Below are 15,201 nucleotides of genomic sequence, written 5' to 3'. Positions count from 1 at the left end.
TAGGTAGCGCTTTTTTTAAATCCATATAATTTATAACTTATCCTTTAGAAAGCTCGATGTTTACAGCTTTTCCTTTAATGGTATTGGTATTCATAACATCTATTACGTGAGCTGCGTCCTTGGAAGGCACATCTACGAATGAGAAGTTATCAAAGATATCAATTCCGCCTATACTTCTTCCTGGTACACCAGTTTCGCCAGCAATGGCCCCTACGATATCATTTGGTCTGATCCTGTCCTTTTTACCCAAATTTAGGAATAAGCGGGCCATGTTTGGCTCTCTTTTGCCTTTTTCTCTGGAAGAACTCCCAAACTTACCTCGTTCTCTTCCACCATCACGTCCGCCTCTTTCAAATCGTCCGCCTCTGTCGCCACGGTCATTTCTTTCTCCTCTTCTAGCTCCGCTATCCCGGCCGCCTCTGTCACCACCTCTGCCAAGCTCAAGTTCAAAGCTTTGTTCAGATATGGCCTCTAGTGAGTTGCCCAATTGCATTTTCATAAGTGCAAGGGTGATTTGCTCTAGAGTAAGACCTTCAGTCAATAATTGACCGATTGTTTCTTCATATATTTGAGTATCTCCTTCAGCAGAAAGCTGTCTGTAGATATCCTTTGTAAATTGTTCTTTTTTAAGTTCTACCAGATCAGAAGCTGATGGGGGAGCCATTTTGGTAATAGAAGTTTTGATAAATTTCTCAAGGTCTTTGACCCTGAACATATCTTTTCTACCAGTAATAAAACTTATCGCCTTACCTGATTTTCCAGCTCTACCAGTCCTACCGATTCTGTGAACGTAGTTCTCTTCGTCCAATGGTAGATCATAGTTGAATACCACTTCTACATTGTCCACATCGATTCCTCTAGCAGCTACGTCAGTGGCTACAAGTACTTTACAATGCCCTTTACGGAACTTGTTCATTACTTTGGTTCTCTGTGCCTGTGAAAGGTCACCGTGTAGTGCTTCAGCTTGAATTCCTCTTGAGATTAAGCTTTCAGTGACTTCATCTGTGGATCTCTTGGTATTACAGAACACTACTGCTAGGTTGATCTGATGAAGGTTGATTAACCTGTGCATCAGTTCTATTTTCATAGAAGGCTTTACTTCATAGTATTCCTGAGAGATATTTTCTACTGTCAGCTCTTTTCTAAGAACCCTTACTATTTCCGGATTGGTCTGGAATTTTTTGGTAAGGTCCATGATAGGCTTTGGCATGGTAGCTGAAAAGAATACCGTCTGTCTATCTTCAGGCATAGAGCTTAATATAGTCTCTATATCATCCCTAAAGCCCATATCCAGCATCTCATCCGCTTCATCCAATACGATGATGCTAACATGGTCTAAATTCAATGTACGGCGCTGCATGTGATCCATGATACGTCCGGGAGTTCCTACTACAATTTGAACACCTTTTTTCAGCGATCTGATTTGTCTATCTATGGCTTCACCGCCATAAATGCAGGTACTGCTAATGCCTCTTTTGTATTTAGAAAGTTTTACGATTTCACCTTCTACCTGTACCGCCAATTCGCGGGTAGGGCATAGGATCAATGCCTGAGGTTTGTTTAATGATGGATCTACCTGATCGATTATTGGGATACCGAAAGATGCTGTTTTACCGGTACCGGTCTGTGCCTGTCCAATGACATCTTTTCCTTCCAATAAGAATGGTATTGATTGTTGTTGAATGGTAGAAGGTTGGGTATAGCCCATCTCTTCCACTGCCTTTAGAATTTCTTCAGAAATTCCAAGGTCTGAGAATAATAATTCTTTTTCCATGATGTTTTCCTTACTTCTCTATGCCCCGACTTCCATGAAGTATCCCATACACAGCGACAGTAAGGAAATCCACGGCTTAGAAAAATGTAATAATTTATTTCGGATGCAAAGGTAAGATAATTTATTTTGAATCCAAAGGTTTGATTAATAATATTAGAATATTTCTTTAAATTAATGATGATTTTGTGTATTTAATTTTGTTAAAGAAATGTTTAAATCATATATATTGAGTTGATAGCTTTCTGACCAAAGCTATATATCCCTGTTCAGCTTCAGATTTGGATGTACCTTTCAGTTTGGCCCATGCATTATATTTGGCTGCAGCCTTAAAATCAAAACCGCCGGGTCTTTCTTCATTATTATCGCCTTCGGTAGCTTGTTTATAATATGCGTATAAAGATAGCAACTCTTCATTTGAAGGTTTGGAGGTAAATTTTTTTGTTGTGGCTACTGCTTCTTCTAAATTATTGATACTCATAGGGTAAACTGATTAGGGTGTTCTGGGTTTCCTTTTTTATATGTATTAAAGTTTATTTATACTATTTTGGTTCCGTTTGGTCAAAAAAAAGCCACCTTACATCATGCAAGGTGGCATATTTACTATTTAAAAAGATCTTATCTTTTGTTCATAGATACGTAATCCCTTTCATTTGCTCCCGTATATACCTGACGAGGTCTTCCTATAGGTTCATTGTTTTCTCTCATTTCTTTCCACTGAGCTATCCAGCCAGGAAGTCTGCCTAGAGCAAACATCACCGTAAACATATCAGTAGGTATTCCTAAAGCCCTGTATATGATACCAGAATAAAAGTCAACATTTGGATATAGTTTTCTCTCTACGAAGTAGCTATCGTTAAGAGCAGCTTCTTCCAGTTCTTTAGCTATAGCCAGGATAGGATCGTTTTCCAATCCCAACTTTTCCAGTACGTCATCAGCAGCTTTTTTAATGATCTTCGCTCTTGGATCAAAGTTTTTATATACCCTGTGTCCAAAGCCCATCAGCCGGAATGGATCATTCTTATCTTTAGCTTTTGCCAGATATTTTTTGGAGTCACCTCCGTCAGCCTTGATTGCCTCTAGCATTTCTATTACTGACTGGTTAGCTCCCCCGTGCAACGGTCCCCATAGGGCATTGATTCCTGCTGATATCGAGGCAAATAAACTGGCTTGAGATGATCCTACTATTCTTACGGTAGAAGTCGAACAGTTTTGTTCGTGATCAGCATGAAGAATCAGTAATTGGTCCAAAGCTTTGGCTACTACAGGATCCACTTCATAATTCTCCGCTGGAAGGGCAAACATCATCTTTAGGAAATTGGAACAATAATCTAGACTATTATCTGGATAATTGGCAGGATGGCCCATTTCATTCTTATAAGCCCATGCAGCGAATGTCGGCATCTTGGCCAGGAGTCTGACAATACTTAAATTAACCTCTTCTGCTGATCTGTTAGGATCTAAAGAATCCGGATAAAATGCGGTCAATGAACATATCATAGAAGACAGCACGCCCATGGGGTGGGCATTGGAAGGAAAACCATCCAATATTTTTTTGATGTCTTCATGAACCAGTGTATGTGTGGTGACATCTCTGCTGAACTTTTCAAATTCACTTTGAGTAGGTAATTCACCATAAATAAGTAGATAAGACACCTCTAAAAACGTAGATTTTTCTGCGAGGTCCTCTATCCGGTAACCTCTATATCTTAGGATGCCCTCTTCTCCATCAAGAAAAGTAATGGCACTTTTGGTAGAGCCTGTGTTTTTAAAGCCGGGGTCTATGGTAATAAGTCCGGATTCGCCTCTTAACTTAGAAATATCTATCGCTTTTTCATTTTCAGTACCTTCTATGACAGGTAATGTATATTCATTTCCATCGAAGGATAACTTAGCATTTTCAGACATAAAATATGAATTTATCTATTTAAATAAAATTATTACTATTTTGTTTCAATTCAGCCTTTAAGTTAGTAAAAACAGACATTATTTACACCATAAATCATTTTCACTGCCTTAATTTATGAATAATATCTCTATACGCTTTGATTGAAAAAAGCCAAACAGTATGCGTATTGCTTCCCTAATTGGAATATAATAGGTAACATTTATAATACATATATGTTATAGCAAAATATAATTTTGTAAGTTTTTTTAAAAAATGTAAAAAAATAGCCCTTAATGGGCTATTTTTTAATCACAGAAATGTTCAAACACTTCTACTAAATGGTCACCAATAATCTGTGCATTTCTACCTTCTATATGGTGACGTTCTAAGAAATGTACAAGCTCACCATCTTTGAATAGTGCCATAGCTGGTGATGATGGAGGGTAGGGCAGTGAATATTCTCTTACTTTATTGACTGCATCTTTATCATTACCAGCAAAAACAGTAGCCAAAACTTGTGGCTTTTTGCTCGACTTATCCAAAGCTGTCCTCACTCCAGGTCGGGCTGCACCAGCAGCACACCCGCAAACGGAATTTATTACTATAAGGGTAGTGCCCTTATGACTTTTTAAATGATTATCTACTTCTTCAGCGGTTCTGAATTCCTGAAAACCTGCATCGGTTAATTCAGCACGCATAGGTGCTACTAATTCCTCTGGATACATAATTTTATTATTTTTTATAAAAAACCTAATTCTAGTTTTGCTGCTTCGGACATCATGTCCTGAGCATAAGGTGGATCAAATGTCAATTCTACTTCCACATTGTTGATACCCTGGATTTTCTGTATTCTGCCTTTCACTTCTGAAGGTATAAATTCGGCAGAAGGGCAGTTTGGTGATGTTAGTGTCATCAGTACATAAACATTGTTTACCGGATAAACACTGATTTCATAGATTAAACCCAGTTCATAAACATCTACTGGGATTTCGGGATCATATACCGTTTTGATGGCCTCTACTACTTTTTCCTTTAGTTCAGGTATATCTATCTGGGTGTTTGTTTCTGTCATAAAGCTTTTGACTTGGTTTGATAAGCTAATGCATAACGCTTCATTTGTTTGATCATTGCTGCCAGCCCGTTGGATCTCTGGGAACCGATGATGTTACCCATTCCTATTTTATCTATGAAATAAAGGTCAGAATTGATTATATCATCCGGTTTTTTGCCTGAATATACCCGTATGAGCAAGCTGATAAGACCTTTGGTAATATCGGTATTGCTATCGGCAAGAAAGATCACCGTGTCGTTTTCATAAGCGGTAGTCAGCCATACCTTTGACTGACAGCCTTTGATAATATTATCTTCGGTTCTTTCGTTTTCAGGATAGGCTACCAGTTTTTCACCTAGTTCCATTATATAATAGATGGTAGATTCTTTATCATCCCCAAGGATCTCAAACTCTTCGATTATTTCATTTTGAATTGTATTGATATCGCTCATTTATTTTTGAGTTTGGCTATTTTGCGTATACTATCATATAGCCTGTCTATTTCCTCCATTGTGTTGTAAACAGAAAAAGAAGCTCGAACAGTTCCCTCAATATTTAATCTGTTCATAAGTGGCTGGGTACAGTGATGTCCTGTCCTCACCGCAATGCCTGCTGCATCCAGCATCATGCCTACATCAAAGGGATGCATACCATTGATAAGAAAGGAAAGCACACTTACTTTTTCTTTGGCTGTACCGATTGGGATAAATCCTTTGATTGTAGATAATTTATCGGTCGCGTATTCAAGAAGTGTATCTTCATGCATTAAAATATTCTCCTTTCCCAATTCATTTACAAATGTAAGGGCTTTGTCAAAAGCAATGACGTCTGCGATATTAGGAGTACCGGCTTCAAATTTGAAAGGGATATCATTAAAGGTGGTTTTTTCAAAAGTGACTTCCTTGATCATTTCTCCTCCTCCCTGAAATGGAGGTATGGCTTCTAATAATTCCCGTTTCCCATATAATACACCCATTCCGGTAGGTCCATATATTTTATGTGCTGAAAAAGCAAAAAAATCACAGTTCAGCTCCTGTACATCCACCTTAAAATGAGAAGATGATTGGGCACCGTCCAATAGAACTTTTGCCCCGGCCTTATGAGCGCTTTCGATGATTGCTTTAACAGGATTTATAGTACCTAATGCATTAGAGACATGTACTACTGATACCAGTTTAGTCTTTTCGGTGAGTAACTTTTCAAATGCTTCGAATATAATTTCGCCCTCATCATTTATAGGAATCACTTTTAAGACCGCTCCTTTTTCTTCACAAAGCAGTTGCCATGGTACAATATTGGAATGATGCTCCAAGGTAGAAATGATGATTTCATCACCTTTACCGATAAATTTCCTGCCAAAGGTAGCCGCCACAAGATTGATGCTTTCAGTTGTGCCCTTTGTGAAAATAATTTCTTCCGTTTCTAAAGCATTTACAAAAGCTTTGATGCTGGTTCTAGTATTTTCATAATACCGGGTAGCCCTGTCAGCCAGGGTATGGGCACCCCGGTGAATATTAGAATTATCCAGTTCATAATAGTTCACCAGTGCGTCTATTACTTGCTTTGGCTTTTGGGTAGTAGCAGCATTGTCCAAATAGACCAATGGTTTACCATTGACCTCCTGATGGAGAATGGGAAACAACTCCCGTATATGCTGGATATCTAATCTCATGGAATAGAATTTAGAAATTGGTACCTAATGTTTCGTGGATAAGGTCAATACAATAATCTTTAAATGCATCCACTTTAATATGATCGATCACATCTCCGGCAAATGCAAAAAGGAGAAGTGCACGCGCCTGCTCTTTGCCAATGCCTCTGGCTTGAAGATAAAACATCGCCTCTTCATCCAACTGCCCTGTCGTACATCCATGAGAACATTTGACATCATCTGCCCAGATTTCAAGCTGAGGTTTGGTGTTGACGGTGGCGTCTTCTGAAAGCAATATATTGTTGTTTTGCTGAAAAGCATTAGTCTTTTGTGCATCCTGACGAACAAATATTTTACCGTTAAAAACACCCCTGGAACTGTCTCCTAATATACCTTTATATAGTTCATTGGAATCACAGTGCGGTTGGGTATGATCCACATTAGTATGGTTGTCTACATGAGTTTTGCCATTGAGTATATATAGGCCATACATATTTCCTACACATCCAGATCCATTCAGATTAAGTGTGACATTGTTTCTGATCATATTTCCCTGAAGGGAAAGGACAAAGGAGGTGAAAGTAGCATCTTTTGACACGTCGGCATGAAAGCTATTTACTTCGATGGCCTGCTTACTTTGGTTTTGTATCCGATAATAATGTAAATGGGAATTTGATCCCACTTTTACTTCAATAGATCCATTGAGGAAATAAGGGTTTTTATCAAGGCTTATAGTTTTTTCCAAAAATATGGCCTCAGCATTTTCTGCGCCCTCAATCCAGATCTTGGGAGAAATAATTTGTCCTGCAGTGGACTGTATGAAATTCAAAACCATTACTGGTTTGTCAAGTACTGTGTTTCGTGGGATATGAATAGATATGCCTTTTAGATAGCTAAGCCTATTGAGTGCCATAAAGCTATCGTTAGTGATATCATCGGTATGAAAAGGTGCTGTTGTACTATCAGCGATTTCTGTAATGGCAAATCCTGATACGGGTAATGTAGAATGTTTCAGGTCTAATATACCGTTGTTTAATACCAGTATATAAGCTTCTAAACCATCGATTGCCGCTCCACTGATGTCCTGATCAGAAAGCAGGGCAGGGGAGGCTTGGTGGAAATCCGTGATATCAGATGCTATTTTTTTAGTAATAGCCGTATATTTATATTCTTCGTTTTTAGTAGATGGAAGACCTTGATCCTTCAATAGGTTCAAGGCTTTATCATCTTTTATGCTAGGTAGGGCCGCAAGGAAGTTTTCGGATATATTATCCTTTAAAATAGTTGTCATTTTAGAGATTCTATAGGTTGATAAAATAAAGCTTAAACGGTAGTGCCGTCTACTTCTTCTTTAATCCAATCATATCCTTTCTCCTCCAGTTCCAATGCTAAATCTTTTGTCCCTGATTTGACTATTCTGCCTTTATAAAGTACATGTACATAATCTGGCACTATATAATCCAATAACCTTTGGTAATGGGTAACCACTATAGTGGCGTTATCTTTAGATTTCAGATGATTGACCCCATTGGAGACTACCCGTAGAGCATCGATATCAAGGCCAGAATCCGTTTCATCTAGAATAGAAAGCGTAGGTTCTAACATGGCCATCTGGAATATTTCATTTCTCTTTTTCTCCCCGCCTGAAAACCCTTCATTCAATGACCTACTTAATAGTTTTTGATCTATTTCAACCAGCTTCATTTTTTCTTTCATTAAAGAAAGGAATTTTACTGCATCTAATGGATCTTGTCCACGGTAAGACCTGACTTGATTGATGGCCGTACGTAGAAAATTGGTCGAGCTTACACCTGGGATTTCTACGGGATATTGAAATGCTAAAAAAACACCCTCTCTAGCCCTATCTTCAGGGCTGAGTTCAAGAAGATCCTTACCCTGAAAAATAACTTCGCCTTGAGTCACTTCATATTCCTCTCTGCCGGCCAGTACTGATGCTAGAGTTGATTTACCAGAACCATTAGGTCCCATGATGGCATGTACTTCACCAGCTTTGATTTCTAAGTTTATCCCATTAAGGATAGGGCTTCCTTCTATTGAGGCGTGTAAATTTTTTATAGATAACATAACGGTAATTTCGATTATTTAAATTTTATCCTACGCTTCCTTCCAGAGTCAGCGCAAGTAGCTTCTGGGCTTCTACAGCAAATTCCATTGGTAATTGGTTCAATACTTCCTTCGCATATCCGTTCACGATAAGGGCTACAGCATCTTCAGTGGCTATGCCTCTTTGGTTACAATAAAATAGCTGATCTTCACCAATTTTAGAAGTAGTCGCTTCGTGTTCTACTTTAGCTGTAGAATTGTGGATATCAATATAAGGAAAAGTATGCGCCCCGCACAAAGACCCCATCAGCAAGGAATCACATTGAGAGAAGTTACGTGCGTTGGTTGCCCGCTTCATCACCTGAACCTGACCTCTATATGAATTCTGGGAATGGCCGGCCGATATACCTTTGGATACGATCCTTGATTTGGTATTTTTGCCTATATGGATCATTTTTGTACCGGTGTCCGCTTGCTGGTAATTATTGGTCACGGCTACGGAGTAAAATTCACCGATGGAATTATCACCTTTAAGTATGCAGCTGGGGTACTTCCATGTTACGGCTGATCCGGTCTCTACCTGAGTCCAAGAGATCTTAGAATTATCACCTGCACAAATACCTCTTTTGGTTACAAAGTTATAAATACCCCCTTTACCGTTTTTGTCTCCTGGATACCAGTTTTGTACCGTAGAATATTTTACTTCAGCATCCTTGGCGGCATATATTTCTACTACTGCGGCATGAAGTTGGTTTTCATCACGCTGAGGTGCTGTACAGCCTTCCAGATAGGAACAATAGGACCCTTCGTCCGCTATAATTAGTGTTCTTTCGAACTGGCCAGTGTTTGCGGCATTTATCCTAAAATAGGTAGAGAGCTCCATAGGGCATCGTACGCCTTTCGGGATATAGCAGAAGGAACCATCCGAAAAAACAGCAGAATTAAGGGCAGCGTAATAATTATCCGTCATAGGTACTACTGATCCCAAGTATTCTTTTACGAGTTCTGGATGATTGTGCACAGCTTCGCTGAAAGAGCAGAATACTATGCCCAATTTACCTAGCGTTTCTTTGAAAGTAGTACCCACCGAAACAGAATCAAGGACAGCATCTACTGCAATTCCCTGTAACTTCTTCTGTTCATTAAGGGAAATTCCTAACCTTTCATAAATCTGTAATAGTTCAGGATCTACTTCATCTAGATTTTGGGGTTTCTTTTGCTGTTTGGGAGCAGAATAATATCTAAGCGACTGAAGATCTATATGTGGATAGTGAACATTTGCCCATACAGGCTCTGCCATGCTTTCCCAATGTTTAAATGCTTTTAAACGCCAGTCCAAAAGCCACTGAGGTTCTTCTTTTTTGCTTGATATCCACTTTATAATTTCTTCGTTCAGTCCTATTGGAGCCTCATCTGCTTCATAATTGACTGACCAGCCATGTTCGTATTCCTTCGAAGTAAATTCTTCTAAAATTTGGTTGTCTTTGCTCATAAAATCGAGTTATTTAGACTAATTACATTTTGTACTGTAAAGATACAACATTAATCTAAATTTTTATGTTCGCTTATGTCCAATAATAGCAAATCTACCTATATGTTGATATCTTATGTTTTTGATTAACAGGTTTTTATATTTATTTAAGTTTTTATATATAGTTAATTTATATATAATATTAATATAATTTTAACTAGTAATTATACAATAAAATATTTACTTAGATTTAATCTAAATAGTAAAATTATTTCTCAAATAATTGTATGGGTCTGTTTATGCTTTCTTCTAAAACTATGAGCGTTTCCGTTCTGTCTATGCCATCTACACGCTGTATCGTATTTAATACATCTCTCAAATGATTGGTATCTTTACAAATTATTTTGGCAAAAATACTATAGTTTCCTGTAGTATAATAAGCATTGATAACCTCAGGTACCTGTTTTAAACGTTCTATAACTGTATCATAAAGGGAACTCTTTTCTAAATATATACCCAAGAATGCGGATATATCATAACCGAGTTTAGAAAAATCAATGTTTAAGGTAGCGCTCTTGACTATGCCCATATCTTCTAACTTCCTCATTCTGACATGGACAGTTCCTGAAGATACAAATACTTTTTTTGCGATTTCAGTATAGGGTGTTTTGGCATCTTCATTAAGTAATGAGATGATTTTTAGATCTACATTATCAATGTCTAAAATTTTTTCCATAATTAAAGTTGGTTATTGGATTTAATCTAATAAAGAAGGGTTAAAATTATGAAAATGTCAAAATATATTGGTTATTTTTTATACTCTATATTTTTTAGGATTTGCTGATTATTCTGACAATAATTGTTTACATAGATTTTTATATGGGTATAAAATTAAATAATCAAATTAAACATTGAATTTTTCAAAAAATAGTGTAAGATTTGTAAATGATTGGAGAATTAAATCTTTTAATCTCTAAAGTTATATTTGGGTTTATATTCTGAAAAAGTCCTGCTCATGGCAGGACTTTTTTTTTATTTATGGTTTATTGAATATTTTTATGTTTAAATACCTGATAGTTAATATTATATCGTTCTTCTAAAAAATAAATTTATTATTTACATACTTTTTTTTGATTTTTATATCTAAAATTTTGCTTTATAAACCATCTATTTCGTATGTTTGTATTGTCATTATTATATACGTTATATGAAAGGATTGTTTTTTATCGCGGTTTCTATTTTTATCAGTCATGCTACCTTGGGTCAAGGTCATCTTTCTAATACACTGGGCTTATCTGCAGACATGCTCTTAGCTTCAAAAAACAGGTCAATAGCTGACATCGTAACAGATGAATTTACCAGTTATTCTTATTATGAAACAGGTGAGCTAAAATCAGTAAAACCTATATCGGATGGTAAATTAGAAGGGGAGTTGCTTTCATTTTACCGTGATGGTTCTTTACGCAGGAGAGAGTTTTTTGAAAATGGTGAATCTATAGGCGGGATCTGTTTTGATATTGAAGGGAATGTATCCACTTATGAACCTTTTATGACCTATGCCCAATTACGCGGTAACTTAGAAGTCACTGCTTTTGTAGATATGCACCATGATTTTATTTTTAGGACTAAAAAAAGTTTGGATATTAATGAGTTAAAGGTAGTTTTAAAAATCAATCAGAAAGGCAAAATGGTAGGTTATGAATTTTTAACAAAAGTAGATAATGGCACCCGGGAGCGGTTATCTTATGTATTGAGACAGATGACAGATTGGTATCCAGCCATAGAGGAAGGGGTACAGGTTCCTATGGAATACGAGTTGACGATCAGATAAATACAAATAAAATCTTAAAACATTTTTTTAAAAGGGTTTGCTTCGTGGAGCTGACCTTTTTTGTTTTTACCCCAGATTATTAATCCGTAGGTTCTTGAATATTACCATTGATCAAAATAAGGTGTGAACTTTAATGCCTATATATTAATTTCCAAGCTAGAAAAAACTAGCGATAACATATGTATAGAGTAAAGTTTATTTTGGCTTTTTGGATGTTGTTGATGTCCTTAAGTCTTTTTGCCCAGGAAAAAAGATCCCTCACTCATCAGGACTATGATGGATGGGAGTCCGTTTCATCAGAAAAGCTATCCAAGAATGGTGATTGGGTGGGTTATGAAACTTATCCCCAGGAAGGGGACGGTAGAGTGGATTTTGTTTCCCCTTCTACTGGAAATAATAGGTTTCAGGTTAATAGGGCAAAGAATTTTGTCTTTTCAAATGAAAGCAATTATGCTGTAGGTCTGATCAAACCTGAAATTGATAAAATCAGAAACCTGAAACTGAAAGATACTAAAAAAGAAGAATTACCAAAGGATTCTGTTTTTATCCTTAATCTAGGTGAGGGCAAGATAGAAAAACTAGCCAACATAAAATCGTATAAGACTCCAAAAAATGAAGGAAACTGGCTGGCTGTTCATTTTGAAAAGGATAACGCTAAGGTAGATATAAAAAAAGATAGTGCTGAAAAGGTCGAAAAGCCTAAAAAGACTGCGGGTACTAGATTGTTGGTCAGGAGTTTTGATGGTTCTAAAAGCTGGGAATTTAATAGAGTAAAAGACTTTGGTTTTTCTGATAGCGGTGGATACCTTTTTTATGTAAACGCCCATGAAGACACTCTGAAAAATGAAGGCATTTATGTGTTGAATCTTAAAACAGGCGTATCTAATAAAGTAGACGAAGGATTGAATGACTACAATAAACTGACTTTTTCTGAAAACGAAAAATGGCTGACTTATATGGCAACCGAGGATAGCCTCAAGGCCAAAAAACCATATTATGATTTGTTTTTGTACAACATTTCCAAAAACAGTACACAGAAAATTGCAGCTAAAAATTCAACTGGGGTGCTAGATGGTGGGATGATCAGTAAAAATGCAAATCTTAGATTTTCAAAAGATGCATCAAGACTATTTTTTGGTACTGCTCCGGATTACGTCGCCTATGCTTATGAAGATGATACCACCATTCTAAAGGAAGAAAGGGTATCCTTAGATATATGGGGATGGCAGGATGCTGATATCCAGCCTATGCAGATGAAACAAAAAGATCGGGAGCAAAAAAAGTCCCTCCTAGCAGCCTATAACATCAACAATGGGACGATCATACAGCTGGGTGATCGGGATTTAGAGAATATTGTACTTGACGAAAAAGCTAAGCATAAAATAGCATTGGGGATTGATGATAAACCTTATAAAAGGAACTACAGCTGGGATATACAGATAGGCAGAGATGTATATCTAGTAAATATAGAGAATGGAGAAAGGGAGCTTATCCAAAGAGGGATGAAGGGGTATCCTGCACTTTCGCCTGAAGGTAAATATGTTTACTGGTATAGCAATAGCGACAGTACCTGGATGGCTTATGACGTAAAATCTAAAGAGAAGAAAAACTTGCTTGCAGGTTTGGATGTGAATTTTTACGACGAAATCCATGACAGCCCTTCCATGCCCTCCAGCTATGGTAATGCAGGATGGATGAAAGGGGACGACGCTTTCTTGGTTTATGATAAATATGATATCTGGAAGGTGGATCCTACAGGGAAAAACAAGCCTCAGAATATAACAAAAGGCCAGGGAAGAGCTGCCCAGGTTACTTTCAGAAGAGAAAGTGTAGAGGAGGATGAAGAATTCATAGATCCCAAATCTACATTAATATTATCTGCCTTTCATGAACTTAGTAAGAAAAACGGTTTTTTCATTGGAGATATTAACGGTAAAAATGATCCTAAAGAAATGGTTTTTACCGATCACAGATATTATGGATTAAAGAAAGCAAAAGGTTCAAATAATCTGACCGTCAGAAGATCCACGTATCAGGATAATCCTGAAATCTACGCTACAGATATGCATTTTAGTAATCTAAAGCAACTATCCTCTACCAATGCCCATCAGGCAGATATAAAATGGGGTAGTGTAGAACTGGTAGATTACCTAACCAATGATGGTACACCTATGCAGGGATTGCTTTATAAACCTGAGGATTTTGACGATCAGAAAAAATACCCGATGATGGTTTATTTTTATGAGCGAAATTCAGACGGATTACATAATTACCGTGCTCCGGCCCCAAGTGCGTCTACGATCAATATCCCATATTTCGTCAGTAATGACTATGTGGTATTCGTCCCGGATATCAAATACGATCTTGGTCTCCCTGGACCCAGTGCTTACAATAGTATCATGCCTGGCGTCCATGCTGTACTGGATAAGGGCTTTGTAGACAGAGAAAATATGGCCATTCAGGGACAAAGCTGGGGCGGCTACCAGGTAGCTTACCTGATCACCCAGACCAATATGTTTAAAGCTGCCGGCGCAGGTGCTCCTGTAGTCAATATGACATCGGCCTATGGGGGCATCAGATGGGGTACCGGTATGAGCCGGATGTTCCAATATGAGCAGACCCAATCTAGGATAGGGGGTACACTTTGGGATAAACCAAGCCACTATATAGAAAATTCTCCTCTATTCTTTGCTGATAGGGTTCAAACGCCTGTTCTTATCATGCACAACGATGCTGATGGAGCAGTGCCTTGGTATCAGGGAATCGAAATGTTTATGTCGCTAAAAAGACTGAATTCTCCAGCTTGGCTTCTTGTTTATAATGATGAAGACCACAATCTTGTACATCGAAAAAACAGAAAAGATTTATCGGTGAGGCTTTCTCAATTCTTTGATCATTACCTAAAAGGGGCTCCTGCACCGCTATGGATGACAGAGGGGCTTCCTGCTATAGAAAAAGGAAGAACACTGAAATATGAACTTTCAGAATGAATTATAGATTATCTTAAAATAGAGAAGGTAGATACGGTTATATTCCAGTCTTCCTTCTCTATTCCCAAATGCCATCTTGTATGATTTCTAAGACATGTCCAAAAGGATCCTCAAAGTAGAAGCTTTCTCTATCATCTTTCCATTGCTGTACGTGTATAATCTCTATACCTTTTATTTTAAATAGATTTTTCACCTCTGTATAATCACTCTTTTTCACCTCAAAAGCTATATGCTGTTTTCCAGTAGCAAAATGGGGAGGCAGATTTTGCTCATGTTTGGTTTCTTCAGGATTAAAACAAAGGAGTACTGAACTGCCACAGCGAAAGAAGATATGTCTATTGTCCACTTTGGATATGACCGGCATTCTCATAAATCCATGATAAAAAGCTTCAGCTTTATGCAGATCATTAATATAAAGACATGTTTCTTTTATTTGGGTAAATTTCATCAGCGCTGTATATGGTGTGAAACATATAAAACCGCT

The 15,201-nt window shown here is 37.5% G+C and carries 14 protein-coding genes; 2 read left to right on the top strand and 12 right to left on the bottom strand.

What is annotated here, in order from left to right; genetic code table 11:
- Positions 1 to 37: 37 nt before the first annotated feature.
- From EL17_RS09570 to EL17_RS09520, 11 genes are all read right to left on the bottom strand, one after another.
- The gene (locus EL17_RS09570; RefSeq protein ID WP_035073035.1) at positions 38 to 1,774 is read right to left on the bottom strand and encodes a DEAD/DEAH box helicase; all 1,737 of its coding nucleotides are present in this window, start codon (positions 1,772 to 1,774) and stop codon (positions 38 to 40) included.
- Positions 1,775 to 1,991: 217 nt separating this feature from the next.
- On the bottom strand, positions 1,992 to 2,252 hold the full coding sequence (locus tag EL17_RS09565; RefSeq protein WP_035073032.1) for an acyl-CoA-binding protein: 261 nt from the start codon (positions 2,250 to 2,252) through the stop codon (positions 1,992 to 1,994).
- Between the two features lie 137 nt (positions 2,253 to 2,389).
- Complete coding sequence (locus EL17_RS09560; protein WP_035073029.1) at positions 2,390 to 3,679, bottom strand: citrate synthase; 1,290 nt, start codon at positions 3,677 to 3,679, stop codon at positions 2,390 to 2,392.
- Positions 3,680 to 3,964: 285 nt separating this feature from the next.
- A complete protein-coding gene (locus EL17_RS09555; protein WP_035073026.1) occupies positions 3,965 to 4,384 on the bottom strand; it encodes a BrxA/BrxB family bacilliredoxin in 420 nt (139 codons plus the stop codon).
- Between the two features lie 14 nt (positions 4,385 to 4,398).
- Positions 4,399 to 4,731, bottom strand: a complete 333-nt coding sequence (locus EL17_RS09550; RefSeq protein WP_035073023.1) for a DUF59 domain-containing protein — start codon at positions 4,729 to 4,731, stop codon at positions 4,399 to 4,401.
- Positions 4,728 to 5,162, bottom strand: coding sequence for a SufE family protein (locus EL17_RS09545; protein WP_035073020.1), 435 nt, complete (start codon positions 5,160 to 5,162; stop codon positions 4,728 to 4,730). The genes EL17_RS09550 and EL17_RS09545 overlap by 4 nt, the downstream gene beginning before the upstream one ends.
- Positions 5,159 to 6,382, bottom strand: coding sequence for a cysteine desulfurase (locus EL17_RS09540; RefSeq protein WP_035073017.1), 1,224 nt, complete (start codon positions 6,380 to 6,382; stop codon positions 5,159 to 5,161). Before EL17_RS09540 ends, EL17_RS09545 begins: the two co-directional genes overlap by 4 nt.
- Positions 6,383 to 6,392: 10 nt before the next feature.
- Positions 6,393 to 7,652 (bottom strand): Fe-S cluster assembly protein SufD, encoded by a 1,260-nt coding sequence (gene sufD / locus EL17_RS09535; RefSeq protein WP_035073015.1) that lies wholly within the window; start codon positions 7,650 to 7,652, stop codon positions 6,393 to 6,395.
- Positions 7,653 to 7,684: 32 nt separating this feature from the next.
- On the bottom strand, positions 7,685 to 8,446 hold the full coding sequence (gene sufC / locus EL17_RS09530) for a Fe-S cluster assembly ATPase SufC (protein WP_035073013.1): 762 nt from the start codon (positions 8,444 to 8,446) through the stop codon (positions 7,685 to 7,687).
- A gap of 25 nt (positions 8,447 to 8,471) precedes the next feature.
- Positions 8,472 to 9,917: a Fe-S cluster assembly protein SufB gene (gene sufB, locus EL17_RS09525; protein WP_035073011.1), complete on the bottom strand. Its 1,446-nt coding sequence runs from the start codon at positions 9,915 to 9,917 to the stop codon at positions 8,472 to 8,474.
- A 247-nt stretch (positions 9,918 to 10,164) separates the two neighbouring features.
- A complete protein-coding gene (locus tag EL17_RS09520) occupies positions 10,165 to 10,632 on the bottom strand; it encodes an Lrp/AsnC ligand binding domain-containing protein (protein ID WP_035073008.1) in 468 nt (155 codons plus the stop codon).
- Positions 10,633 to 11,103: 471 nt separating this feature from the next.
- Between EL17_RS09520 and EL17_RS22620 the strand changes: the two genes are divergently transcribed.
- On the top strand, positions 11,104 to 11,727 hold the full coding sequence (locus tag EL17_RS22620; RefSeq protein WP_051719907.1) for a toxin-antitoxin system YwqK family antitoxin: 624 nt from the start codon (positions 11,104 to 11,106) through the stop codon (positions 11,725 to 11,727).
- A gap of 179 nt (positions 11,728 to 11,906) precedes the next feature.
- Complete coding sequence (locus tag EL17_RS09510) at positions 11,907 to 14,717, top strand: S9 family peptidase (RefSeq protein WP_035073006.1); 2,811 nt, start codon at positions 11,907 to 11,909, stop codon at positions 14,715 to 14,717.
- A gap of 58 nt (positions 14,718 to 14,775) precedes the next feature.
- Here the strand turns inward: EL17_RS09510 and EL17_RS09505 are convergent, their stop codons facing one another.
- A complete protein-coding gene (locus tag EL17_RS09505; protein ID WP_035073002.1) occupies positions 14,776 to 15,165 on the bottom strand; it encodes a VOC family protein in 390 nt (129 codons plus the stop codon).
- Between the last annotated feature and the right edge of the window lie 36 nt (positions 15,166 to 15,201).

The sequence above is a fragment of the Anditalea andensis genome (assembly GCF_000714815.1).
GTDB lineage: Bacteria > Bacteroidota > Bacteroidia > Cytophagales > Cyclobacteriaceae > Anditalea > Anditalea andensis.
Note: the sequence above shows the minus strand (reverse complement) of the source record. Positions and strands in the feature narration are given on the sequence as shown.

Coding starts and splice junctions, on each gene's coding strand:
- EL17_RS09570 (WP_035073035.1), bottom strand. CDS start 1,774: ATGGAAAAAGAATTATTATTCTCAGACCTTGGAATTTCTGAAGAAATT.
- EL17_RS09565 (WP_035073032.1), bottom strand. CDS start 2,252: ATGAGTATCAATAATTTAGAAGAAGCAGTAGCCACAACAAAAAAATTT.
- EL17_RS09560 (WP_035073029.1), bottom strand. CDS start 3,679: ATGTCTGAAAATGCTAAGTTATCCTTCGATGGAAATGAATATACATTA.
- EL17_RS09555 (WP_035073026.1), bottom strand. CDS start 4,384: ATGTATCCAGAGGAATTAGTAGCACCTATGCGTGCTGAATTAACCGAT.
- EL17_RS09550 (WP_035073023.1), bottom strand. CDS start 4,731: ATGACAGAAACAAACACCCAGATAGATATACCTGAACTAAAGGAAAAA.
- EL17_RS09545 (WP_035073020.1), bottom strand. CDS start 5,162: ATGAGCGATATCAATACAATTCAAAATGAAATAATCGAAGAGTTTGAG.
- EL17_RS09540 (WP_035073017.1), bottom strand. CDS start 6,382: ATGAGATTAGATATCCAGCATATACGGGAGTTGTTTCCCATTCTCCAT.
- sufD (WP_035073015.1), bottom strand. CDS start 7,652: ATGACAACTATTTTAAAGGATAATATATCCGAAAACTTCCTTGCGGCC.
- sufC (WP_035073013.1), bottom strand. CDS start 8,446: ATGTTATCTATAAAAAATTTACACGCCTCAATAGAAGGAAGCCCTATC.
- sufB (WP_035073011.1), bottom strand. CDS start 9,917: ATGAGCAAAGACAACCAAATTTTAGAAGAATTTACTTCGAAGGAATAC.
- EL17_RS09520 (WP_035073008.1), bottom strand. CDS start 10,632: ATGGAAAAAATTTTAGACATTGATAATGTAGATCTAAAAATCATCTCA.
- EL17_RS22620 (WP_051719907.1), top strand. CDS start 11,104: ATGAAAGGATTGTTTTTTATCGCGGTTTCTATTTTTATCAGTCATGCT.
- EL17_RS09510 (WP_035073006.1), top strand. CDS start 11,907: ATGTATAGAGTAAAGTTTATTTTGGCTTTTTGGATGTTGTTGATGTCC.
- EL17_RS09505 (WP_035073002.1), bottom strand. CDS start 15,165: ATGAAATTTACCCAAATAAAAGAAACATGTCTTTATATTAATGATCTG.